This window comes from Pseudomonas sp. dw_612, from assembly GCF_018449725.1.
Taxonomy (GTDB): Bacteria; Pseudomonadota; Gammaproteobacteria; order Pseudomonadales; family Pseudomonadaceae; genus Aquipseudomonas.
In genome coordinates this window covers 1-20,412 of the sequence record NZ_JAAVVC010000010.1, presented here as the reverse complement: position 1 = coordinate 20,412, position 20,412 = coordinate 1, and the positions used below count along the sequence as shown (strand labels likewise).

Sequence of the window (20,412 nt, the reverse complement as noted above, 5' to 3'; positions counted from 1 at the left end):
CGCTCCCACATTGGGTTCCGTGGTTTAGAGGTCGCCGAGGCCGTCGATCAGGGCCTGATTCTGCTCTGGCGTGCCGATGGAGATCCGCAGGAACTGGGCAATCCGCTCCTGCTTGAAGTGCCGAACGATCACACCCTGCTCACGCAACTTCGCCGCCAGCCCCGCCGCATCGTGCTGCGGGTGACGGGCGAAGATGAAGTTGGCCGCTGACGGCAGCACTTCAAAACCCTTCGCTTCCAACTGCCCAACAACCTTCTCGCGATGCTCGATAACCAACCGGCAGGTCTTGTCGAAATACTCACGATCCTCAAACGCCGCCGCCGCCCCAACATTCGCCAGGCGATCCAGCGGGTAGGAGTTGAAGCTGTTCTTGATCCGCTCCAGCGCCTCGATCAAGTCCGGGTGCCCCACCGCCAGACCGACCCGCAGGCCCGCCAGGGAACGGGACTTGGACAGGGTCTGAGTCACCAGCAGGTTCGGGTAACGGTCCACGAGGCTGATCGCGGTTTCGCCGCCGAAGTCGATATAGGCTTCATCAACCACCACCACCGAATCCGGGTTCGCCTTGAGGATTTGTTCCACCGCGTCCAGCGCCAGCAGGCAACCGGTCGGCGCATTCGGGTTAGGGAAAATGATCCCGCCGTTGGGCTTGGCATAGTCCGCCGGGTTGATCTGGAACTGCGCGTCCAGCGGCACCGCGTCAAAGGCGATGCCGTACAACCCGCAGTAAACCGGGTAGAAGCTGTAGCTGATGTCCGGAAACAGCACCGGATTGTCGTGCTGCAGCAAGCCGTGAAAGATGTGCGCCAGGACTTCATCGGAACCGTTGCCGAGGAACACTTGATTGCTCTGCACGCCGTAATACTTGGCCACCGCATTTTTCAGCAGATCGCTGTTCGGGTCCGGGTACAGACGCAAGTTGTCGTTCAGCTCGGTCTGCATCGCCGCCAAGGCTTTAGGCGATGGGCCGTAAGGGTTTTCATTGGTGTTGAGCTTCACCAGTTTCGCCAGTTTCGGCTGCTCGCCCGGCACGTAAGGCACCAGACTCTTGACGAAGGGGCTCCAGAATTTACTCATGATCAGTCAACCTTCTTATCGTCAACGATGCGGTATTCGGCACTGCGGGCGTGGGCGGTCAGCGACTCGCCACGGGCCAGCACGGAAGCAGTCTTGCCCAGTTCGGAGGCACCCTGCTCGGAGCAGAAGATGATCGACGAGCGTTTCTGGAAGTCATACACACCCAGCGGCGACGAGAAGCGCGCGGTGCCCGAGGTCGGCAACACATGGTTCGGACCGGCGCAGTAATCGCCCAAGGCTTCGGAAGTGTGACGGCCCATGAAAATCGCACCAGCGTGACGAATCTGCGGCAGCCAGGCTTGCGGATCAGCGACCGACAACTCCAGATGCTCCGGCGCAATGCGGTTGGCCACTTCGATGGCTTGCTCCATGTCGCGCACCTTGATCAGCGCACCGCGACCATTGATCGAGGTTTCGATGATCTCGGCACGCTCCATGGTCGGCAGCAATTTGCTGATGCTCGCGGCCACCTTGTCGAGGAACTCGGCGTCCGGGCTGACCAGAATCGCCTGGGCGTCTTCGTCGTGCTCGGCCTGGGAGAACAGGTCCATGGCGATCCAGTCCGGATCGGTCTGGCCGTCGCAGACCACGAGGATTTCCGAAGGCCCGGCGATCATATCGATGCCGACCTGGCCAAACACGTGGCGCTTGGCGGTGGCGACATAGATGTTGCCCGGGCCGACGACCTTATCGACCTTCGGCACACTTTCGGTGCCGTAAGCCAGCGCGGCGACCGCTTGCGCGCCGCCGATGGTGAACACCCGATCCACGCCAGCGATGCAGGCCGCGGCCAACACCAATTCATTGATTTCACCGCGCGGGGTCGGCACAACCATGACCACTTCGGTCACCCCGGCCACCTTGGCCGGAATCGCATTCATCAGCACCGACGACGGGTACGAGGCTTTGCCGCCCGGCACGTACAGGCCGGCGCGATCCAGCGGCGTGACTTTCTGGCCCAGCACCGTGCCATCGGCTTCGGTGTAGCTCCAGGATTCCTGTTTCTGTTTTTCGTGGTAGCTGCGCACCCGGGCCGCGGCTTTTTCCAGGGCTTCGCGCTGCGGCGCCGTGATACGGGTCAGAGCCAGTTCCAGGCGTTCGCGCGGCAGAATCAGGTCCGCCATGGACGCGACTTGCAGGCCGTCGAACTTCTGGGTGAATTCCACCAGCGCCGCATCGCCGCGCTCGCGCACAGCCTTGATGATGTCCAGCACCCGCTGATTGACCGAGTCGTCAGACACACTTTCCCAGCTCAGCAGATGATCCAGATGATGCGCGAAATCCGGGTCAGCAGCGTTGAGTCGGCGAATTGCAGTCGGTGCGGTCATAGCGAGAGCCTCATAGGAATGGCAAAAAACTCAGGTGCCGTAAGCTAGCAGCCGATCCGCTTGGGCACCTGAGAATTCTGGCTATGAGGCGGATAGACGGGCGCGACTTAACGTCGCGCAGGTGAATCAGCCGCGGTGTCGAGACTCCACTGCCTTGCGCAGGGTGTCGATCAACGCCTGGATACGGGCGTGCTGCATTTTCATCGAAGCCTTGTTGACGATCAGCCGGGAGCTGATGTCAGCGATGAAATCCTGTGGCTCCAGGCCATTGGCCCGCAGCGTGTTACCGGTGTCGACCACGTCGATGATCTTGTCGGCCAGGCCAATCAGCGGCGCCAGCTCCATCGAGCCGTAGAGCTTGATGATGTCGACCTGACGGCCCTGCTCGGCGTAGTAACGCTTGGCAACATTGACGAACTTGGTGGCGACGCGCAGACGGCCCTTGGGCTCGATGGCACCGACCTTGCCGGCGGTCATCAGTTTGCACAGGGCAATCCGCAGGTCCAGTGGCTCATAGAGACCCTGGCCGCCGTATTCCATCAGCACATCTTTACCGGCGACGCCCAGGTCCGCGGCACCATGCTCGACATAGGTCGGCACGTCGGTGGCGCGCACGATCAGCAGACGGACGTCAGGCTGGGTCGTGGGGATGATCAGCTTGCGGCTCTTGTCCGGATTCTCGGTCGGCACGATGCCCGCTTCAGCCAGAAGCGGCAGGGTGTCGTCAAGGATGCGGCCCTTGGACAGTGCGATGGTCAACATGGGAAACGTCAGTCCTTATCAAGGTACTCATGCCCGGTCGCAAACGGCGCCGGACACACATCGAGGGCGCAACCACCCTCGACCTGAAACGAATTCAACGGGCGCGTCCCTGCGCCCATGCAGCAGAAACTAGCCCGGTACGCGGCGGATCTTGGCGCCGAGCATCTGCAGTTTCTCTTCGATGCACTCGTAACCACGGTCGATGTGGTAGATGCGATCGATCAGGGTGTCGCCTTCGGCGATCAGCGCCGAGATCACCAGGCTGGCCGAAGCACGCAGGTCGGTGGCCATGACTGGCGCGCCTTTGAGCTTCTCGGTACCGGTGACGATGGCCGTGTTGCCTTCGACCTGGATCTTGGCGCCCATGCGGTGCAGTTCGTACACGTGCATGAAACGGTTTTCGAAGATCGTCTCGATCACCGCACCGGTGCCTTCGGCAATGGCGTTGAGGGAGATGAACTGCGCCTGCATGTCGGTCGGGAACGCCGGGTACGGAGCGGTCCGCACGTTGACGGCTTTTGGCCGCTTGCCGTGCATGTTCAGCTCGATCCAGTCGTCGCCGCAGGTGATTTCGGCACCCGACTCACGAAGTTTTTCCAGAACGGCTTCGAGGATGGTCGGATCGGTGTCCTTGACCTTCACACGACCGCCGGTCACGGCTGCCGCGACCAGGTAGGTGCCGGTTTCGATACGGTCCGGCATCACCTTGTAGGTGGCCGGGTGCAGACGCTCAACGCCATCGATGGTGATGGTGTCTGTGCCCGCGCCGGTGATCTTGGCGCCCATGGCGATCAGGAAGTTCGCCAGGTCGATGACTTCAGGCTCGCGCGCGGCGTTAGCCAACACGCTACGGCCCTTGGCCAAAGCAGCGGCCATCATGATGTTTTCGGTACCGGTCACGCTGACGGTGTCGAAGAAGAAGTGCGCACCGCGCAAGCCGCCTTCTGGCGCCTTGGCCTTGATGTAGCCGCCTTCGACGTCGATGATCGCGCCCATGGCTTCAAGGCCACGGATGTGCAGGTCAACCGGACGCGAACCGATCGCGCAACCGCCAGGCAGTGCGACTTCGGCTTCACCGAAACGGGCAACCATCGGGCCCAGCACCAGGATCGAGGCACGCATGGTTTTCACCAGTTCGTACGGCGCGATCAGGGTCTTGATGGTGCGTGGGTCGATTTCGACGCTCAGTTTCTCGTCGATCACCGGCTCGATACCCATGCGACCGAACAGCTCGATCATGGTGGTGATGTCGTGCAGGTGCGGCAGGTTGGCCACGGTGACCGGGCCATCGCACAGCAAGGTGGCGGCCAGGATCGGCAGGGCAGAGTTCTTTGCCCCGGAGATGCGGATTTCGCCATCAAGACGAACGCCGCCAGTAATAATCAATTTATCCATAAGAATCTCGACGCCCTTGGGCTCAGGTGCGCTCGGCCCAGGCCGCGCTGCTGAAAAATTTCATAGTGACCGCATGGATGCTGCCATCGGTGATCCATGGGTTCAAATGGGCATAGATCTGCTGCTGACGCTTCACCGGGCTCAACGCCGCCAGTTCATCGCTAATCACGTTCAGCTGGAAATTGCAGCCTTCGCCCTCAACTTCTACCAACGTTCCGGGCAGCTTTCCTTCAAGGAAGCTCTTCACTTCTACGGCCTGCATGCTCAACCTCAATCGGCGCCCTGTGCGCGCGGGTCGGACATCATACAAAAAAGCCCCGCGCCTGCGAACCCCGCATTCACAGGACTCTGACGGGGGGCTTCTTTAATAGATGTCGTTAGGGGTGCGCCAACAGCTCGGTCAATTCGCTGACCTGAGCGATTTCGCGCATGTCTTCGGGCATTGCGCGGATGCTTAGGGCCTTACCAGCCGCCTGGGCATCGCGCATGAAGCACAGCAGCAGCGACAAGCCGACACTGCTGGACTTCACCACCGCCGAACAATCAACCACTACGGCGGTAGCCTTGCTGGACTTGATCAGCGCCTGACCCTGCTTGCGCAAGTCAGGGCCGGTACGGTAATCCAGCACGCCGCTGAGCAGCAACTCGCCGGCTTCGCTCATGCGAACGGCCGACTCACTCATTGGGCGGACTTCTTGTCGGCGCCTTCGGTAGAAGCCTTGGCCTTGGCGACTTCCCCGGCCCAATTGTTGATGGTCTTGTCCAGATCGTTGCCGTTGCGCTGCATTGCGTCAGCGAATTGATCGCGGAACAGCTTGCCGATGTTGATGCCGTTGATGATCACGTTGCGCAGTTTCCACTCGCCATTGATCTTTTCGAGCGTGTACTGCACAGGATAAACCGCGCCATTGCTACCCTTGACGGTCATGCCAACGCTGGTGCGGTCGCCCGACTCATCCTTGGCAGGCTCAACGGTAATGCCCTGGTTGTTGTACTCAAGCAAGGCGTTGCCATAGAACTGGAACAGGCCTTTCTTGAAGTTTTCCTGAAACGCTTGCATCTGCGCAGGTGTAGCTTTGCGCGAATACTTGACCGTCATGATGCTCTTGGAAATACCCTCGGCATCCACCACAGGCCCGACGATGGTGTTCAGCGCCGTGTAAAAGTCTGCGGGATCCTGCTTGTACTTCTCTTTATTGGCCGACAAATCGGCAAGCATCCGGGTTGTAGTGTCCTGAACCAGATCGTGCGCCGAAGGCGCCGCCACGGCGTTAGCCATCAACGGCAGGGCCGCGAGTAATACCAACAGGCCACGTCGCAAGGTAGAGATCATTCAAAAGCTCCTCATTTGGCGTCTTTACTAACGGTATTGAGCAGGAATTTACCGATCAGGTCCTCGAGCACCAACGACGACTGGGTGTCGTGGATGGTTCCACCATCCTTGAGCAAGGCTTGTTCCCCGCCCACGCTGATACCGATGTACTTCTCGCCCAACAGGCCCGCCGTCAGGATAGATGCAGTGGAGTCAGTCGGCAGATTATCTACGCGCTTTTCCAGTTGCATGGTCACCCGGCCGGTGAAACTGTCGCGGTCCAGATCGATCGCCGTGACCTTGCCGATGGTCACACCGGCCATGGTCACTTTAGCTCTGACAGTCAAACCGGCGATATTGTCGAAGTACGCATAAAGTTTATACGTTTCGGCGTTTGCGGTCGGGGACAGGCCACTGACCCGCAACGCAAGCAGCAGCAAAGCCAGGATGCCAGCCAGCAAGAAAAGGCCGACACCGATTTCCAGGGTGCGGTTTTGCATCAGAAATCTCCAAACATCAAGGCAGTCAGAATAAAGTCCAGGCCGAGCACTGCCAAAGAGGCATACACCACGGTCTTGGTTGTGGCACGACTGATCCCCTCGGAAGTGGGCTCGCAGTCATAGCCTTGGAATACGGCAATCCAGGTCACGACAAACCCGAAAACGATGCTTTTGATGATGCCGTTGAGCACGTCGCCATTGAACGTCACGCTGTTTTGCATGTTCGCCCAGTAGGAGCCGTCATAGACCCCCAGCCAGTCGACTGCGACCCACGAACCGCCCCAGATCCCGACGACGCTGAAAATCATCGCCAGCACCGGCAGGGAAATGAAACCGGCCCACAGACGCGGGGCAACGATGTACTTGAGCGGGTCGACGCCAATCATTTCCAGACTGGACAACTGCTCGGTGGACTTCATGTTGCCGATTTCGGCGGTCAGGGCCGAACCGGCACGCCCGGCGAACAGCAATGCAGTCACTACCGGCCCCAGTTCACGCAGCAACGTCAGGGCAACCATCTGCCCGACGGCCTGCTCCGAACCGTAGCTGGACAGAATATTGAAGCCTTGCAGCGCCAACACCATGCCAATGAACACCCCGGAGACCACGATGATCACCAGGGACATCACGCCGATCGAATGCAGTTGCTTGACCAGCAAGCCGAAACCGCCGCCAATTCCGCCGCGCCCCAGCAACGCATGGAACAGGAAAATCGCCGCGCGCCCGAACACCCCGATGGCATCGATCGCCGCCTGGCCGAACCGGCGCACTCTTTCTATTAGTGAAATCTTGCGCATCAGCGCTTCCCCAGAAGATCTGCGCGGTAATCCGTCGCTGGAAAGTGATAGGCGACCGGGCCGTCGGGTTCGCCTGTCATGAATTGACGGATACGCGGCTCGTCCGAGTTCATCAGCTCTTCAGGCGTGCCCTGCCCCAACACTTGCCCTTCGCCCACCACATAAATGTAATCGGCAATGCTCGCGGTTTCCGCCAGATCATGGGAAACCACGATGCTGGTGATGCCCAGCGCGTCGTTGAGCAGGCGGATCAGGCGCACGAGTACACCCATGGCGATCGGGTCCTGCCCCACGAAGGGCTCGTCATACATGAGGATCTGCGGATCGAGGGCAATGGCGCGGGCCAGCGCGACGCGACGCTTCATGCCACCGGACAACTCGTCCGGCATCAGGTCGATGGCGCCACGCAAGCCCACCGCCTGCAATTTGAGCAGGACGATGTCACGGATCATTTCTTCCGGCAATTCGGTATGAACGCGCAGCGGAAAGGCGACGTTCTCGAACACATCGAGATCCGTAAACAGTGCGCCGCTCTGGAATAGCACACCCATGTGCTTGCGCGCATCGAACAGATCGCTGCGAGACAATTGGGGCAGATTCTGACCGTTGACCCAGACTTCACCGCTGGAAGGTCGCAACTGTGCGCCCATCAGCCGTAACAGCGTGGTCTTGCCACACCCGGAAGGTCCCATGATGCCGGTGACCTTGCCGCGCGGGATGCGGATATCGACGTTATTGAAAATGCTGCGCGTACCGCGCTTGAAGGTCAGTCCCTTCAGCTCGACCGCGTAGGCGTTATCGGCACTCATCTAAACTCCTTGCGATGCAGCCTCTCACTCGGACGCCTGGCTTTCTGACGAAAGCACACACCTCCGTGGGCAGGCCGAACTGGCGGCGAACTATATCACTGCAAAGGCCAAGCGCCCAAGGCCAAAGCCGGGACATGTTCAGCAACAGGACAGGCGAATACGCTGATTTAGAGGGATTCGGTAACAGCTATTTACAAAGCACGACGAACTTGCGTGAGGGTTTCGATCATTACCGCTATAATCGCCGCCTTTTCATCGGGCTATACGATTCTGACATGAGCCAATCCAGCGACCTGATTCAATCGGCACAACGCACCATCCGTCTCGAAGTGGAAGCCGTACAAGGCTTGCTGCCCCATATCGACGCTGATTTCGTACGCGCTTGCGAGATGATTCTGGCCAGCAAAGGCCGCGTGGTCGTGCTCGGCATGGGCAAATCCGGGCACATCGGCAACAAGATTGCCGCCACCCTGGCCAGCACCGGCACCACCGCTTTTTTCGTGCACCCGGCCGAAGCCAGCCACGGCGACATGGGCATGATCACCCGCGACGACATCATCCTGGCGCTGTCGAACTCCGGTTCCACCAACGAAATCGTCACCCTGCTGCCGCTGATCAAGCGCCAGGGCATCCAGTTGATCAGCATGACCGGCAACCCCGACTCACCGTTGGCCAAGGCTGCCGAGATCAACCTCAACGTGCACGTGGAGCACGAAGCCTGCCCGCTGAACCTGGCGCCGACCTCGTCGACCACCGCCGCGCTGGTCATGGGCGATGCCCTGGCCGTGGCGCTGCTGGAAGCCCGCGGCTTTACCGCTGAAGACTTCGCGTTTTCCCACCCGGGTGGCGCGCTTGGCCGACGCCTGCTGCTGAAAGTCGAAACCGTGATGCACGCCGGCGCAGAACTGCCCCAGGTGCAACGCGGCACGCTGCTCAAGGACGCCCTGATGGAAATGACCCGAAAGGGCCTGGGCATGACCGCGATTCTTGAAGCCGATGGCAAACTGGCCGGGATCTTCACGGACGGCGACTTGCGCCGCACCCTTGACCGGACTATCGATATCCACCATACGACCATCGATGAGGTCATGACCGTTCATGGCAAGACCGCCCGGCCCGATATGCTGGCAGCCGAAGCCCTGAAAATCATGGAAGACCATCGAATCAACGCACTGGTAGTCGTCGACAAGGAAGACCGCCCGGTTGGCGCCTTCAACCTGTCCGACCTGCTGCGTGCCGGAGTAATGTGATGAGCAATGACCTGCTGCAACGCGGCAAGAACATCAAACTGGCGGTTTTCGACGTCGACGGCGTCCTCACCGACGGACGCCTGTACTTCCTCGAAGACGGCAGTGAATTCAAGACATTCAGCACCCTCGACGGCCAAGGCATCAAGATGTTGATGGCAGCCGGCGTGCAGACCGCTATCATCAGCGGCCGCAAAACCCCGGTGGTCGAACGTCGAGCGAAAAACCTCGGCATTCCACACCTGTATCAGGGGCGCGAAGACAAACTGGTGGTGCTGGACGAACTTCTTGCCCAACTCAACCTAAGCTATGAACAGGTGGCCTACCTCGGTGACGACCTGCCGGACCTGCCGGTGATTCGCCGCGTAGGCCTGGGCATGGCCGTGGCCAATGCCGCCAGTTTCGTGCGCGAACACGCCCACGGCATCACCCAGGCCCGTGGCGGCGAAGGGGCTGCCCGCGAATTCTGCGAACTGATCCTGCGCGCCCAGGGCCGCCTCGATGCGGCCAACGCTGCGTACTTGTGAGCCTATTATGTTTATCCTGAGCAAAAAGTTTCGCAGATTCCTGCTATTCGGTTGCATCGCGGCGATATTCGCGGCGGTCGGCTACTGGAACATCAGCCCGGAACGCTTCCTCGACAAGCCGGTGGCCAAGGTCGATGAAAGCGCGATCGACTATTACGCGCTCAATGCCCACAGTGTTCAGTACCTGCCCGACGGTGGCCTGCAGTACGACCTGACGTCCGACAAGGTAGAGCACCTCAAGGCGACCGATGTGTCGTTGCTGACCAACCCGGACTTGAACATGTACCGCGGCACCGATTTCCCGTGGCACGTCACCAGTTTGCGCGGTGAAGTGAACGCGGACGGCACCCAGGTCGAACTGATCGACTCGGTCCGTATTGCACGCACCGATGAAAAGAACCGTAATTTGATCGTTACCAGCACCCGGATGACCGTGTTCCCGCAGCAGCAATATGCGCAGACCGATCAACCCGTTAGAATCGACGGCGCTGGCGGTGTGTCGACTGGCAACGGAATGAAAGCGTATTTGAAAGAAAGCAGGATACACCTGCTATCGAACGTAAGAGGACAGTATGAGGCTCGTTAAAACTCTCCCTATTTTGCTCAGTCTGGGCGCAGCACTGGGAAGCGTGAGCGCCTGGGCTCTGCCGAACGATCAAGAGCAGCCTATCCGCATTCAGGCCGACGACGCCCAACTGGACGACAAGAATGGCATTGCCACCTATAAAGGTGACGTGATCATCACCCAAGGCTCGATGAAGGTTACCGGCAACACCGTGACCATCACCCGCACCCCGGCCGGTGACATCGACGTGGTGACCTCGGTGGGCAACCTCGCCTACTTCGAGCAACTGCAAACCGCTGGCGACACCAAGCCTGTTCAGGGTTGGGGCGTGACCATCCAGTACCACGCCGCGCAAAACCGCGTCGTGCTGATCGACAAGGCCAAGGTTGTCGACAAGGACAACAACACCACCCAGGGCGAGAAAATCGTCTACGACACGGTCAAGAAACTGGCCAGCGCCGGTCGCGCCACGGGCAACAAGGTCACCGAAGCGCGTCCGCGCATCGACATGGTGATCCAGCCGAAGCCGAAATCCGACCAGAAAAAGGCCAATTAATGGCAACCCTGAAAGCTCAGCATCTGGCCAAGAGCTACAAGAGCCGCCAGGTCGTGCGTGACGTCAGCCTGTCCATCGACAGCGGTCAGATCGTCGGCCTGCTGGGCCCGAACGGCGCTGGCAAGACCACCTGCTTCTACATGATCGTCGGCCTGGTGCAGGCCGATCAGGGTCGCGTACTGATCGATGACCTGGACGTCAGCCACCAGCCGATGCACGGTCGTGCAAAGGCCGGTATCGGCTATCTTCCGCAAGAAGCGTCGATCTTCCGCAAACTGTCGGTGGCCGACAACATCATGGCCATCCTCGAGACCCGCAAGGAACTCGACAAGGCCGGTCGTCGCAAAGAGCTGGAGAGCCTGCTGCAGGAATTCCACATCAGCCACATCCGCGACAACCTGGGCATGAGCCTGTCCGGTGGTGAACGCCGCCGGGTAGAAATCGCTCGCGCGCTGGCCACCAACCCGAAATTCATCCTGCTCGACGAACCTTTCGCCGGTGTAGACCCGATTTCGGTAGGCGACATCAAGCAGATCATCCACCACCTCAAGGCCAAGGGCATTGGCGTGTTGATCACCGACCACAACGTCCGTGAAACCCTGGATATCTGCGAAACCGCCTACATCGTCAACGATGGTCAACTGATCGCCGAAGGTGACTCTGCCACCATCCTGGCCAACGAACTGGTCAAGGAAGTGTATCTGGGCCACGAGTTCCGCCTGTAAGCACTGAGGTGCCTGGCTGGTTGCCCGAGCGCTCGTATCGATAAAAAAACAACATTTTTTTATTGTTACGGCGCTCTAGTCAAACGCCGTGGTTTCGGGCATATAATTTGCTTAAGTTTGGCGCTTCGGCGCCCTGTAGTGGATGGCGCATGCGCGCCGGCGAATAAGGTGTTAAGCCCCTGCCATGAAACCATCGCTAGTCTTGAGAATGGGCCAGCAGCTGACGATGACACCTCAGCTGCAACAGGCCATCCGCCTGCTCCAATTGTCGACCCTGGACCTGCAACAGGAAATCCAGGAGGCCCTGGAGTCCAATCCGATGCTCGAACGCCAGGAAGAAGGCGACGACTTCGATAACGCCGACCCCTTGGCCGACAAAGCCGAACAGCAACCCAACGCCGATGTTTCGGAACCCTCCTACCAGGAAACCGCCCCGACGGTGGACAACCTCGAGGAAGGTGACTGGAACGAGCGCATTCCCAACGAGCTGCCCGTCGATACCGCCTGGGAAGACGTCTACCAGACCAGCGCCAGCAGCCTGCCGAGCAACGATGACGACGAGTGGGATTTCACCACCCGCACATCCGCCGGTGAAAGCCTGCAAAGCCACCTGCTCTGGCAACTGAACCTCGCACCGATGTCCGACACCGATCGCCTGATCGCCGTGACCCTGATCGATTGCATCAACAATCAGGGCTACCTGGACGAAACCCTCGAGGAAATCCTCGAAGCCTTCGATCCGGAACTGGACATCGAACTGGACGAAATCGAAGCCGTCCTGCACCGCATCCAGCAATTCGAACCGGCCGGCATCGGCGCCCGCAACCTGGGCGAATGCCTGTTGCTGCAATTGCGCCAACTGCCCGCCAAGACGCCTTGGCTGGCCGAGGCCAAGCGCCTGGTCACCGATTACATCGACCTGCTCGGCAGCCGCGACTACAGCCAGTTGATGCGCCGCATGAAGCTCAAGGAAGATGAACTGCGCCAGGTCATCGAACTGGTCCAGAGCCTGAACCCGCGCCCGGGCTCGCAAATCGAATCCAGCGAAGCCGAGTATGTCGTTCCCGACGTCATCGTGCGCAAGGACAACGAGCGCTGGCTGGTGGAGCTGAACCAGGAGTCGGTGCCACGGCTGCGGGTCAACGCCCAATACGCCGGCTTCGTGCGCCGCGCCGACACCAGCGCCGACAACACCTTCATGCGCAATCAGCTGCAGGAAGCCCGCTGGTTCATCAAAAGCCTGCAAAGCCGCAACGAAACCCTGATGAAAGTAGCCACCCAGATCGTCGAGCATCAGCGCGGCTTCCTGGAGTACGGCGACGAAGCCATGAAACCGCTGGTCCTGCATGACATCGCCGAAGCGGTGGGCATGCACGAATCGACGATTTCACGGGTCACCACCCAAAAGTTCATGCATACCCCACGGGGCATATATGAGCTGAAATACTTTTTCTCCAGCCATGTCAGCACCTCTGAAGGCGGTGAATGCTCGTCCACAGCGATCCGCGCGATCATCAAAAAACTGGTTGCCGCGGAAAATCAGAAAAAGCCGTTGAGTGACAGCAAGATCGCTGGTTTACTGGAGGCACAAGGCATTCAGGTGGCTCGCCGCACCGTCGCCAAGTACCGCGAGTCCCTCGGGATCGCGCCTTCGAGCGAACGCAAGCGGTTGATGTAAGCCACAGCACAGCGTTCCAGTGGCAGGTACCTCTACCTGCCGCTTTATGCACTGGCAACGAAGGAGAAGCTGTATGCAAGTCAACATCAGTGGACACCAACTGGAAGTGACCGAACCCCTGCGCGCCTACATCGGCGAAAAACTCGAACGATTAGAGCGGCATTTCGACAAGATCACCAACGTGCAGGTGACGATGACGGTCGAGAAGCTGAAGCAGAAAATCGAAGCCACCCTGCATATTCCCGGCAGTGAAGTGGTCGCCAACGCGGAACATACCGATATGTACGCAGCGATCGACTCACTGACCGACAAGCTGGATAAACAACTCAAAAAGCATAAGGAAAAGACCCAGAGCCTCCTCCAGGGCGCAACCGGTCGTTAACACTCCCAACCCATGATCCGACTTGAAAACATCCTGACCCCCGGCCGTTCCCTCGTGAACGTGCCGGGCGGCAGTAAAAAGAAAGCCCTCGAGCAAATTGCCAACCTGATCGCCCGGGAAGTGCCGGATCTGGAGATGCAAGATGTCTTCGAGGCTCTGATTGCCCGTGAAAAACTCGGTTCCACTGGTTTTGGCAACGGCATCGCTATCCCCCACTGTCGCCTCAAGGGTTGCACCTCACCCATCAGCGCCCTGATGCACCTGGACGCACCTATCGATTTCGACGCCATCGACGGCGCCCCGGTTGACTTGCTGTTTGTCCTGCTTGTCCCGCAAGCCGCCACCGATGCGCACCTGGAACTGTTGCGCCAGATCGCCAGCATGCTCGATCGCAAGGAAGTACGCGAAAAACTGCGCAGTGCCCCGAGCAACGAAGCCTTGTATCAGGTTGTCCTGAGCGAGCAAAACGGTCACTAATCATGCGCCTGATCATTGTCAGTGGCCGTTCCGGCTCCGGTAAAAGTACCGCGCTCAATGTCCTTGAGGACAACGGCTACTACTGCATCGACAACCTGCCCGCCGGCCTGCTGCCGGAGCTGGCCGAACGCGCGCTGATTCATACCGAGCTGGCACAGCCGCTGGTCGCCGTGTCCATCGACGCCCGTAACCTGCCCAGCCACCTCTCGCGTTTTCCCGAATTGCTTGAAGAAGTTCGCAGCCGGCATATCCAGTGCGATGTGCTGTATCTGGACGCCGATGAGGAAACGCTGCTCAAGCGCTTCTCGGAAACCCGCCGCCGTCACCCCCTGAGCAATGCCAGTCGCTCACTGGCCGAGGCGATCGACGACGAAACCCAACTGCTGGGACCGATCGCCGACCTGGCCGACCTCAAGATCAACACCACCAACCTGAATCTGTACCAGCTGCGCGACACCATCAAGTTGCGCCTGTTGAACCAGCCGGAGCCCGGCACGGCGTTCCTGGTGGAGTCTTTCGGGTTCAAGCGTGGCATGCCGGTGGATGCCGACGTGGTGTTCGATGTGCGCTGCCTGCCCAATCCTTACTGGAAACCGGAGCTGCGAGCCCAGTCCGGGCTTGATCAACCGGTGGCCGAGTACCTGGCGGCACAGCCGGACGTCGAGGAGATGTTCCAGGACATCTACAACTACCTGTTCAAGTGGCTGCCGCGCTTTGCCGCCAGCAACCGCGCCTACGTCACCATTGCCATTGGCTGCACCGGCGGTCATCACCGCTCCGTCTACCTGACCGAACGTCTGGGCCAGGCCCTGCAACAATCCCTGAAGAACGTCCAGGTCCGCCACCGCGACCTCAGCTAAAGGATTCACAACGCGATGCCTGCTCTGGAAATTGAAATCATCAACAAGCTGGGCCTGCATGCCCGTGCTTCTGCGAAATTCGTTGGCGTTGCCGGTGAGTTCAAGGAGTGCACGATCCGGGTCGGGCGCAATTCCGAATCCCTGGTAGACGGCAAAAGCATCATGGCCATGATGATGCTCGCGGCCGGCAAGGGCACCATCATTCACCTGAGCACCGAAGGTGAGCAGGCTGACGAAGCCTTGCAGGCATTGGTGGATCTGATCAACGACTACTTCGGCGAAGGCGGCTAGCCTGTAGCAGCTGGCTAGCCTGCGTTCGGCTGCGGAGCAGTCGTAAAATCAGACACCACAGTCCTTCAAGCAAACCGCGTATGCCAGACTTCCGACTGCTTCGCAGTCGAACGCAGCCTTCGGCAGCTTCTACAAGACTCCGAAGTCTGCTAAGCCAGCGCAGTATCCATCACCATCATCAAACAAAACCCCATCAACAACCCAAGGCTGGCCAGTTTGTCGTGACCATTGCGCCGCGACTCTGGAATGACTTCATGGGTCACCACCAGCAGCATCGCCCCGGCCGCCAGCGCCAGACCCAACGGCAAGAGCAATTCAGCCAGGCTCACCAGCCACGCACACAACAGCGCGAACACCGGCTCCACCAATCCTGATGCAGCACCGATCAGGAACGCCTTGACCCGCGACATCCCCGCCCCGGCCAACACCAACGCAATCACCAGCCCTTCGGGCACATCCTGCAAGGCGATGCCCATCGCGAGGCTGTCGGCGTCCGGCATGCCGCCACCGGCCGACACCCCGACCGCCATGCCTTCAGGAATGTTGTGGGCGATGATGGCGAACACAAACAGCCAGATTCGCGGCGGAATCACCGGTCGTTCCAATGTGCCGACGAGCATTTCCGGGCTGGCCCCGGAGACTTTGCGGTCCACCAGAAACAACCCGAACGCGCCGAACATGATGCCGAAGCTGATCAGACCACTGGCGGCCCAAGGCGTCAGCCCCAGGCTTTCGGCCGCGGAAATGCCCGGGACGATCAGCGAAAACGCCGTCGCCGCGAGCATCACCCCGGCACCGAAACCGAGCAGGGTATCGCTGAGCGCCTGGGGCATGCGCCGAATCACCAGGACTGGCACCGCACCGAGCGCCGTGCCCAAGGCGCAAATCGCCCCACCTTGCAGGGCGCGCAGCAACTTCGGCTCCAGGTCCAGCCACGCCAATCCCTGGGCGACCAACAACGTCATACCCGCCATTAGTAACAGCGATCCCAACGCGTAACGAAACATTCGTCCGCTACCGATCGCCAGTGTTTCAGTGCCCATAGTCAGCCTTGGATTGTTTTTATAGAGGACTTAAACCAGCGCCGCCTGATAGCGCGCCGCGACTTCGGGCCAATTGATCACGTTGTAGAACGCGTTGATGTATTCCGGACGACGGTTCTGATAACGCAGGTAATAGGCGTGCTCCCAGACATCCAGGCCGAGGATCGGCGTGTTGCCGTTCATCAGCGGGCTGTCCTGATTGCCGCTGCTTTCCACGACCAGAGTCTTCTGAGGCGTGACGCTCAACCACGCCCAGCCACTGCCGAAGCGAGTCAGCGCGGCTTTGGTGAAGGTGTCCTTGAAACTGTCGAGGCCACCCAATTGCTCATCAATGGCTGTGGCCAGCGCGCCGTCAGGCTTGCCGCCGGCGTTGGGCGCCATGACTTCCCAGAACAGCGAATGGTTAGCATGGCCACCTCCCTGGTTGATCACTGCAGCGCGCAGTTTTTCCGGAAGCTGCTGGACGCTGGCCACGAGTTTTTCCACCGACCATTCGGCAAACTCGGTGCCTTCGACGGCGGCGTTGAGGTTGTTGATGTAGGTCTGGTGGTGCTTGGTGTAGTGGATTTCCATGGTCTGCGCATCGATATGCGGTTCCAGGGCATCGTAGGCGTACGGCAAGGCAGGCAAGGTAAAAGCCATTTCAATGGACTCCATGTTGAAGAGGGGCAGGCTGATGCCGGGGCGACGCAGCATCCATGTGCAGCAAACGATGGGTGCGCGGGTATTCGCCGTGTTCACTGATGAAATTCAGCAGTTCGACGTAGGTTTTGCTGCTCTGGCGTAGCGCGGCCTCGCGCAGGGCCGGGGCCAGGCGCGAGTCCTGCATGGTCTGCAACAAGCGTTGATGGATGGCGCACAGGTACTCGGCGCTCTCCTCCGGCTGGTTCAGACGCAAATGCAGGTCCGCCAGGTTGTGGTGGGAAATCACGCAAGCAGCCACCGCTTCGTCGGCATCCGCCCAGCGTTCGAACAACACCTGGGCCAGCGCCAGTGCCTGCAAGTATGCCTCGCGGGCATCGACGAACTCGCCCAGCATGAAATGGCGATTGGCCCTTTCGATCGTGCGTTTCCAGTGGTCCATGGTGTGCCTCCAAAGCGGTAGCAGTGATTACACGCCGCCGGCGGTGAGCTTTTCCGGGTTGAGCAACTCTTCCAGTTGGCTGCGCGACAGCTCGGTGTGTTCCAGGGCGACATCAATCACCGGACGGCCCTGCTGATACGCCTTCTTGGCGATCTCCGCGGCTTTTTGGTAACCGATGATCGGGTTGAGTGCGGTGACCAGAATCGGATTGCGTGCCAGCGCTTCCTTGATCCGGGCCTCGTTGACCTTGAAGCTGGCGATGGCTTTGTCGCCCAGCAGACGGCTGGAGTTGGCCAGCAATTCGATGCTGCTCAGCAGGTTCTGCGCGATGATCGGCAGCATCACGTTCAGTTCGAAATTCCCCGACTGGCCGGCGATAGTGATCACCGTGTCGTTGCCGATCACCTGAGCGGCGACCATCGCGGTGGCTTCCGGGATCACCGGATTGACCTTGCCCGGCATGATCGAGGAGCCCGGCTGCAAGGCTTCGAGTTCGATTTCGCCAAGACCCGCCAATGGGCCGGAGTTCATCCAGCGCAGATCGTTGGCGATTTTCATCAGCGACACGGCGGTGGCCTTGAGTTGCCCGGACACTGCAACCGCCGTGTCCTGGGAACCGATCAGCGCGAACAGGTCCTTGCCTGGCTGGAATTGCACCTGGGTCAGTTTGCTCAGTTGCTGGCTGAACAGCGCCGCAAACTGCGGATGCGCGTTGATCCCGGTGCCGACTGCCGTGCCGCCCTGGGCCAGGGATTGCAGGCTCGGCAACAAGTCTTGCAGGTGGCCAATATTCGCCTTGAGCTGTTGCGCCCAGCCATTCAGCACCTGGCTCATACGCACGGGCATGGCGTCCATCAGGTGCGTGCGGCCGGTTTTGACGTGGTGATGAACCTGCTCGGCCTTGTCCTCGATCACCTGCACCAGATGCACCAGCGCCGGCAGCAATTGTTCATGCAAGGCCAACGCGGCGCTGACGTGGATGGTGGTCGGGATGATGTCGTTGCTGCTCTGGCCGCAGTTGACGTGATCGTTGGGGTTCACCGGCTCGCCCAGGAGCCGGCTGGCCAGGGTGGCGATCACTTCGTTGGCGTTCATGTTGGAGCTGGTGCCGGAACCGGTCTGGAAGATATCCACCGGAAAGTGCTGCATGAAATCGCCTTCAAGCAAGCCTTGCGCCGCATCGACGATGGCTTTGCCCTGGGATTCGCTGATCTGCTTGAGCTCGACGTTGGCCCGGGCGGCGGCCGCCTTGGCCAGGATCAACGCGCGAATGAACTGCACCGGCATCGGCTGGCCGCTGATCGGGAAGTTATCCACCGCACGTTGGGTTTGCGCGCCGTAGAGGGCGGCTTCCGGGACTTGCAGCTCGCCCATGCTGTCGCGTTCAATACGCTTGGTCATCACTAAATCCTTGCACCAGTTCTATGAGGGGAATCGAGGGCTGCAACTCGCAGGTCGCCAGTTGCCAGGTGTAGCTCTGCCAGCGTTTGAGCCGGCATTTACACAGGGAGAGACGTTCCAGTTCGCGCAACGGGCGCCAGGCCTGGTCGAGACAGTAAGTGCGCCAGTGCCACGGCAGCGCGACATCGGCGGCGGTGTCGAGCAGCAAACGGAAGGAGGTTTCAGCGATGGTCCAGGGCGAGGTGGCCGTGCAGCAGGCCAGATACCGGCCTTCGGCCAGGTAATGTTCGATCAGGCGCGGTTCGTCGGGATCCATCGCGCAACGGATCTGGCGACTCATCCAGCGCCAGCTTTCGAGGTACGGCTGCTCGTGCAAGGCAGAACTCATAATCCGGGCTCATTCGGTAATGAGATTTATTATTAGATGATAATGAGAACCAAAACAACCCCGGGAAATCGATGAGATTCATTGTGGGAGCGGGCTTGCTCGCGAATGCGGTGTATCAGTCGCCATAATTTCGGCTGATACACCGCATTCGCGAGCAAGCCCGCTCCCACAGGGGATTGGTGCAGGGCGCAAAAAAAGGCGCGCCATCCAATGGATGGCGCGCCTTTTTGTGTAACGGTCGGGCTTAGCTGCCCGCCACCGTCATCCGCTCGATCAACACCGAACCGGTACGAATATTACTGCGCAGTTCCAGGTCATTCCCCACCGCGACGATCTGCTTGAACATGTCGCGCATATTGCCGGCAATGGTCACTTCCTGGACCGCGAACTGGATTTCGCCGTTCTCGACCCAGAAACCCGCCGCGCCACGGGAGTAATCGCCCGTGACCATGTTCAGGCCCTGCCCCATCAATTCAGTCACCAGCAAGCCACGACCCATGCGACGCAACAGGGCAGCCTGGTCTTCATCGCCATGGGTGACGAACAGGTTGTGCACGCCGCCCGCGTTGGCGGTGCTCGGCATGCCGAGTTTGCGACCGGAATAGGTGCCGAGGATGTACGACACCAACACGCCGTTTTCGACGAACGGTTTGGCGTAGGTCGCCAAGCCATCGCCATCGAATGCCGAACTGCCCATGGCGCGCATCAGGTGAGGACGCTCATCGAGGGTCAGCCATTCCGGGAAGAGTTTCTGCCCCAGCGTACCTTCGAGGAACGACGATTTGCGATACAGACTGCCGCCGGACACCGCCGACAGGAAGCTGCCGAACAAACCACCGGCCAGTTCTGCCGAAAACAATACCGGCACTTCACAAGTCGGCACCGGACGCGCGCCCAGTCGGCTCGCGGCCCGTTGCGCGGCGCGCTGACCAATGCTCACCGGATCCGCCAGCAAGCTGCCCTGACGGTTCACGTCGTACCAGTAATCGCGCTGCATCTGGCCTTCGGCCTCGGCGATCATCACGCAGCTCAGGCTGTGGCGGGTCGACGCGTAACCGCCGATAAAGCCGTGGCTGTTGCCGTACACGCGGCAGCCCTGATGGGTGCTGAGGGTAGTGCCGTCGGCGTTCTTGATCCGGCTGTCGGGGGGCAAAGCCCCCCCCTTCCCGCCCCAGGCCCCTTCGGTGGGTTTTTTCCGCGTGGTGGTC

26 protein-coding genes are annotated in these 20,412 nt (G+C 60.0%); 10 read left to right on the top strand and 16 right to left on the bottom strand.

Going from position 1 to position 20,412, the window contains the following annotated elements; translation table 11 throughout:
* Positions 1–24 precede the first annotated feature (24 nt).
* The 10 genes from hisC to HB680_RS16630 all read right to left on the bottom strand — a co-directional run bounded on the left by hisC (position 25) and on the right by HB680_RS16630 (position 7,980).
* On the bottom strand, positions 25–1,077 hold the full coding sequence (hisC, locus tag HB680_RS16675; protein WP_213939707.1) for a histidinol-phosphate transaminase: 1,053 nt from the start codon (positions 1,075–1,077) through the stop codon (positions 25–27).
* 2 nt (positions 1,078–1,079) lie between these two features.
* Positions 1,080–2,405: a histidinol dehydrogenase gene (gene hisD / locus HB680_RS16670; protein WP_213939706.1), complete on the bottom strand. Its 1,326-nt coding sequence runs from the start codon at positions 2,403–2,405 to the stop codon at positions 1,080–1,082.
* 126 nt (positions 2,406–2,531) lie between these two features.
* A complete protein-coding gene (hisG, locus tag HB680_RS16665; RefSeq protein WP_092273233.1) occupies positions 2,532–3,167 on the bottom strand; it encodes an ATP phosphoribosyltransferase in 636 nt (211 codons plus the stop codon).
* Between the two features lie 129 nt (positions 3,168–3,296).
* Positions 3,297–4,562: a UDP-N-acetylglucosamine 1-carboxyvinyltransferase gene (gene murA / locus HB680_RS16660; RefSeq protein ID WP_213939705.1), complete on the bottom strand. Its 1,266-nt coding sequence runs from the start codon at positions 4,560–4,562 to the stop codon at positions 3,297–3,299.
* 22 nt (positions 4,563–4,584) lie between these two features.
* Positions 4,585–4,824: a BolA family protein gene (locus tag HB680_RS16655; RefSeq protein WP_007912386.1), complete on the bottom strand. Its 240-nt coding sequence runs from the start codon at positions 4,822–4,824 to the stop codon at positions 4,585–4,587.
* Between the two features lie 115 nt (positions 4,825–4,939).
* A complete protein-coding gene (locus HB680_RS16650; protein WP_213939704.1) occupies positions 4,940–5,245 on the bottom strand; it encodes an STAS domain-containing protein in 306 nt (101 codons plus the stop codon).
* Positions 5,242–5,895 (bottom strand): ABC transporter substrate-binding protein, encoded by a 654-nt coding sequence (locus HB680_RS16645; RefSeq protein ID WP_213939703.1) that lies wholly within the window; start codon positions 5,893–5,895, stop codon positions 5,242–5,244. The genes HB680_RS16650 and HB680_RS16645 overlap by 4 nt, the downstream gene beginning before the upstream one ends.
* An 11-nt stretch (positions 5,896–5,906) precedes the next feature.
* Positions 5,907–6,374: an outer membrane lipid asymmetry maintenance protein MlaD gene (mlaD, locus tag HB680_RS16640; RefSeq protein WP_054049893.1), complete on the bottom strand. Its 468-nt coding sequence runs from the start codon at positions 6,372–6,374 to the stop codon at positions 5,907–5,909.
* Complete coding sequence (gene mlaE / locus HB680_RS16635; protein ID WP_213939702.1) at positions 6,374–7,171, bottom strand: lipid asymmetry maintenance ABC transporter permease subunit MlaE; 798 nt, start codon at positions 7,169–7,171, stop codon at positions 6,374–6,376. The genes mlaD and mlaE overlap by 1 nt, the downstream gene beginning before the upstream one ends.
* Positions 7,171–7,980: an ATP-binding cassette domain-containing protein gene (locus HB680_RS16630; protein WP_213939701.1), complete on the bottom strand. Its 810-nt coding sequence runs from the start codon at positions 7,978–7,980 to the stop codon at positions 7,171–7,173. Before HB680_RS16630 ends, mlaE begins: the two co-directional genes overlap by 1 nt.
* Positions 7,981–8,255: 275 nt before the next feature.
* Here HB680_RS16630 and HB680_RS16625 point away from each other — a divergent pair, with 275 nt between their 5' ends.
* The 10 genes from HB680_RS16625 to HB680_RS16580 all read left to right on the top strand — a co-directional run bounded on the left by HB680_RS16625 (position 8,256) and on the right by HB680_RS16580 (position 15,288).
* Entirely contained in the window at positions 8,256–9,230 is a 975-nt protein-coding gene (locus tag HB680_RS16625; protein WP_213939700.1) for a KpsF/GutQ family sugar-phosphate isomerase, read from the top strand.
* The gene (locus tag HB680_RS16620) at positions 9,230–9,754 is read left to right on the top strand and encodes an HAD family hydrolase (protein WP_213939699.1); all 525 of its coding nucleotides are present in this window, start codon (positions 9,230–9,232) and stop codon (positions 9,752–9,754) included. The genes HB680_RS16625 and HB680_RS16620 overlap by 1 nt, the downstream gene beginning before the upstream one ends.
* A 13-nt stretch (positions 9,755–9,767) precedes the next feature.
* On the top strand, positions 9,768–10,340 hold the full coding sequence (gene lptC, locus HB680_RS16615) for an LPS export ABC transporter periplasmic protein LptC (RefSeq protein WP_169374248.1): 573 nt from the start codon (positions 9,768–9,770) through the stop codon (positions 10,338–10,340).
* Complete coding sequence (lptA, locus tag HB680_RS16610) at positions 10,327–10,875, top strand: lipopolysaccharide transport periplasmic protein LptA (RefSeq protein ID WP_213939698.1); 549 nt, start codon at positions 10,327–10,329, stop codon at positions 10,873–10,875. Before lptC ends, lptA begins: the two co-directional genes overlap by 14 nt.
* Positions 10,875–11,600, top strand: a complete 726-nt coding sequence (lptB, locus tag HB680_RS16605) for an LPS export ABC transporter ATP-binding protein (protein WP_054049904.1) — start codon at positions 10,875–10,877, stop codon at positions 11,598–11,600. Before lptA ends, lptB begins: the two co-directional genes overlap by 1 nt.
* Before the next feature lie 184 nt (positions 11,601–11,784).
* Positions 11,785–13,278 carry an RNA polymerase factor sigma-54 gene (locus HB680_RS16600; protein ID WP_032828652.1) on the top strand — a complete coding sequence of 498 codons (1,494 nt, stop codon included), beginning with the start codon at positions 11,785–11,787 and terminating at the stop codon, positions 13,276–13,278.
* Positions 13,279–13,351: 73 nt separating this feature from the next.
* Complete coding sequence (gene raiA, locus HB680_RS16595) at positions 13,352–13,660, top strand: ribosome-associated translation inhibitor RaiA (protein ID WP_054049907.1); 309 nt, start codon at positions 13,352–13,354, stop codon at positions 13,658–13,660.
* A 12-nt stretch (positions 13,661–13,672) separates the two neighbouring features.
* On the top strand, positions 13,673–14,137 hold the full coding sequence (gene ptsN, locus HB680_RS16590) for a PTS IIA-like nitrogen regulatory protein PtsN (protein WP_090175482.1): 465 nt from the start codon (positions 13,673–13,675) through the stop codon (positions 14,135–14,137).
* 2 nt (positions 14,138–14,139) lie between these two features.
* Complete coding sequence (rapZ, locus tag HB680_RS16585) at positions 14,140–14,997, top strand: RNase adapter RapZ (RefSeq protein ID WP_213939697.1); 858 nt, start codon at positions 14,140–14,142, stop codon at positions 14,995–14,997.
* A gap of 15 nt (positions 14,998–15,012) precedes the next feature.
* Complete coding sequence (locus tag HB680_RS16580; RefSeq protein ID WP_213939696.1) at positions 15,013–15,288, top strand: HPr family phosphocarrier protein; 276 nt, start codon at positions 15,013–15,015, stop codon at positions 15,286–15,288.
* 149 nt (positions 15,289–15,437) lie between these two features.
* Here HB680_RS16580 and HB680_RS16575 read toward each other — a convergent pair whose 3' ends face one another.
* The 6 genes from HB680_RS16575 to HB680_RS16550 form a co-directional block, all read right to left on the bottom strand.
* Complete coding sequence (locus tag HB680_RS16575; protein WP_213939695.1) at positions 15,438–16,331, bottom strand: ZIP family metal transporter; 894 nt, start codon at positions 16,329–16,331, stop codon at positions 15,438–15,440.
* A gap of 30 nt (positions 16,332–16,361) precedes the next feature.
* Positions 16,362–16,973, bottom strand: a complete 612-nt coding sequence (locus HB680_RS16570; RefSeq protein WP_213939694.1) for a superoxide dismutase — start codon at positions 16,971–16,973, stop codon at positions 16,362–16,364.
* Position 16,974: 1 nt separating this feature from the next.
* Positions 16,975–17,415: a hypothetical protein gene (locus HB680_RS16565; RefSeq protein ID WP_213939693.1), complete on the bottom strand. Its 441-nt coding sequence runs from the start codon at positions 17,413–17,415 to the stop codon at positions 16,975–16,977.
* Positions 17,416–17,442: 27 nt separating this feature from the next.
* Positions 17,443–18,819, bottom strand: a complete 1,377-nt coding sequence (locus HB680_RS16560; RefSeq protein WP_213939692.1) for an aspartate ammonia-lyase — start codon at positions 18,817–18,819, stop codon at positions 17,443–17,445.
* Positions 18,800–19,204 (bottom strand): FagA protein, encoded by a 405-nt coding sequence (locus HB680_RS16555; protein WP_213939691.1) that lies wholly within the window; start codon positions 19,202–19,204, stop codon positions 18,800–18,802. The genes HB680_RS16560 and HB680_RS16555 overlap by 20 nt, the downstream gene beginning before the upstream one ends.
* A gap of 244 nt (positions 19,205–19,448) precedes the next feature.
* A partial coding sequence (locus HB680_RS16550) for a metallopeptidase TldD-related protein (protein ID WP_256735566.1) occupies positions 19,449–20,412 on the bottom strand: 964 nt, incomplete at its 5' end.

Bases quoted from the DNA above. Each gene is read 5' to 3' on its own strand.
- hisC (WP_213939707.1), bottom strand. From the start codon at position 1,077: ATGAGTAAATTCTGGAGCCCCTTCGTCAAGAGTCTGGTGCCTTACGTG.
- hisD (WP_213939706.1), bottom strand. From the start codon at position 2,405: ATGACCGCACCGACTGCAATTCGCCGACTCAACGCTGCTGACCCGGAT.
- hisG (WP_092273233.1), bottom strand. From the start codon at position 3,167: ATGTTGACCATCGCACTGTCCAAGGGCCGCATCCTTGACGACACCCTG.
- murA (WP_213939705.1), bottom strand. From the start codon at position 4,562: ATGGATAAATTGATTATTACTGGCGGCGTTCGTCTTGATGGCGAAATC.
- HB680_RS16655 (WP_007912386.1), bottom strand. From the start codon at position 4,824: ATGCAGGCCGTAGAAGTGAAGAGCTTCCTTGAAGGAAAGCTGCCCGGA.
- HB680_RS16650 (WP_213939704.1), bottom strand. From the start codon at position 5,245: ATGAGTGAGTCGGCCGTTCGCATGAGCGAAGCCGGCGAGTTGCTGCTC.
- HB680_RS16645 (WP_213939703.1), bottom strand. From the start codon at position 5,895: ATGATCTCTACCTTGCGACGTGGCCTGTTGGTATTACTCGCGGCCCTG.
- mlaD (WP_054049893.1), bottom strand. From the start codon at position 6,374: ATGCAAAACCGCACCCTGGAAATCGGTGTCGGCCTTTTCTTGCTGGCT.
- mlaE (WP_213939702.1), bottom strand. From the start codon at position 7,171: ATGCGCAAGATTTCACTAATAGAAAGAGTGCGCCGGTTCGGCCAGGCG.
- HB680_RS16630 (WP_213939701.1), bottom strand. From the start codon at position 7,980: ATGAGTGCCGATAACGCCTACGCGGTCGAGCTGAAGGGACTGACCTTC.
- HB680_RS16625 (WP_213939700.1), top strand. From the start codon at position 8,256: ATGAGCCAATCCAGCGACCTGATTCAATCGGCACAACGCACCATCCGT.
- HB680_RS16620 (WP_213939699.1), top strand. From the start codon at position 9,230: ATGAGCAATGACCTGCTGCAACGCGGCAAGAACATCAAACTGGCGGTT.
- lptA (WP_213939698.1), top strand. From the start codon at position 10,327: ATGAGGCTCGTTAAAACTCTCCCTATTTTGCTCAGTCTGGGCGCAGCA.
- lptB (WP_054049904.1), top strand. From the start codon at position 10,875: ATGGCAACCCTGAAAGCTCAGCATCTGGCCAAGAGCTACAAGAGCCGC.
- HB680_RS16600 (WP_032828652.1), top strand. From the start codon at position 11,785: ATGAAACCATCGCTAGTCTTGAGAATGGGCCAGCAGCTGACGATGACA.
- raiA (WP_054049907.1), top strand. From the start codon at position 13,352: ATGCAAGTCAACATCAGTGGACACCAACTGGAAGTGACCGAACCCCTG.
- ptsN (WP_090175482.1), top strand. From the start codon at position 13,673: ATGATCCGACTTGAAAACATCCTGACCCCCGGCCGTTCCCTCGTGAAC.
- rapZ (WP_213939697.1), top strand. From the start codon at position 14,140: ATGCGCCTGATCATTGTCAGTGGCCGTTCCGGCTCCGGTAAAAGTACC.
- HB680_RS16580 (WP_213939696.1), top strand. From the start codon at position 15,013: ATGCCTGCTCTGGAAATTGAAATCATCAACAAGCTGGGCCTGCATGCC.
- HB680_RS16575 (WP_213939695.1), bottom strand. From the start codon at position 16,331: ATGGGCACTGAAACACTGGCGATCGGTAGCGGACGAATGTTTCGTTAC.
- HB680_RS16570 (WP_213939694.1), bottom strand. From the start codon at position 16,973: ATGGCTTTTACCTTGCCTGCCTTGCCGTACGCCTACGATGCCCTGGAA.
- HB680_RS16565 (WP_213939693.1), bottom strand. From the start codon at position 17,415: ATGGACCACTGGAAACGCACGATCGAAAGGGCCAATCGCCATTTCATG.
- HB680_RS16555 (WP_213939691.1), bottom strand. From the start codon at position 19,204: ATGAGTTCTGCCTTGCACGAGCAGCCGTACCTCGAAAGCTGGCGCTGG.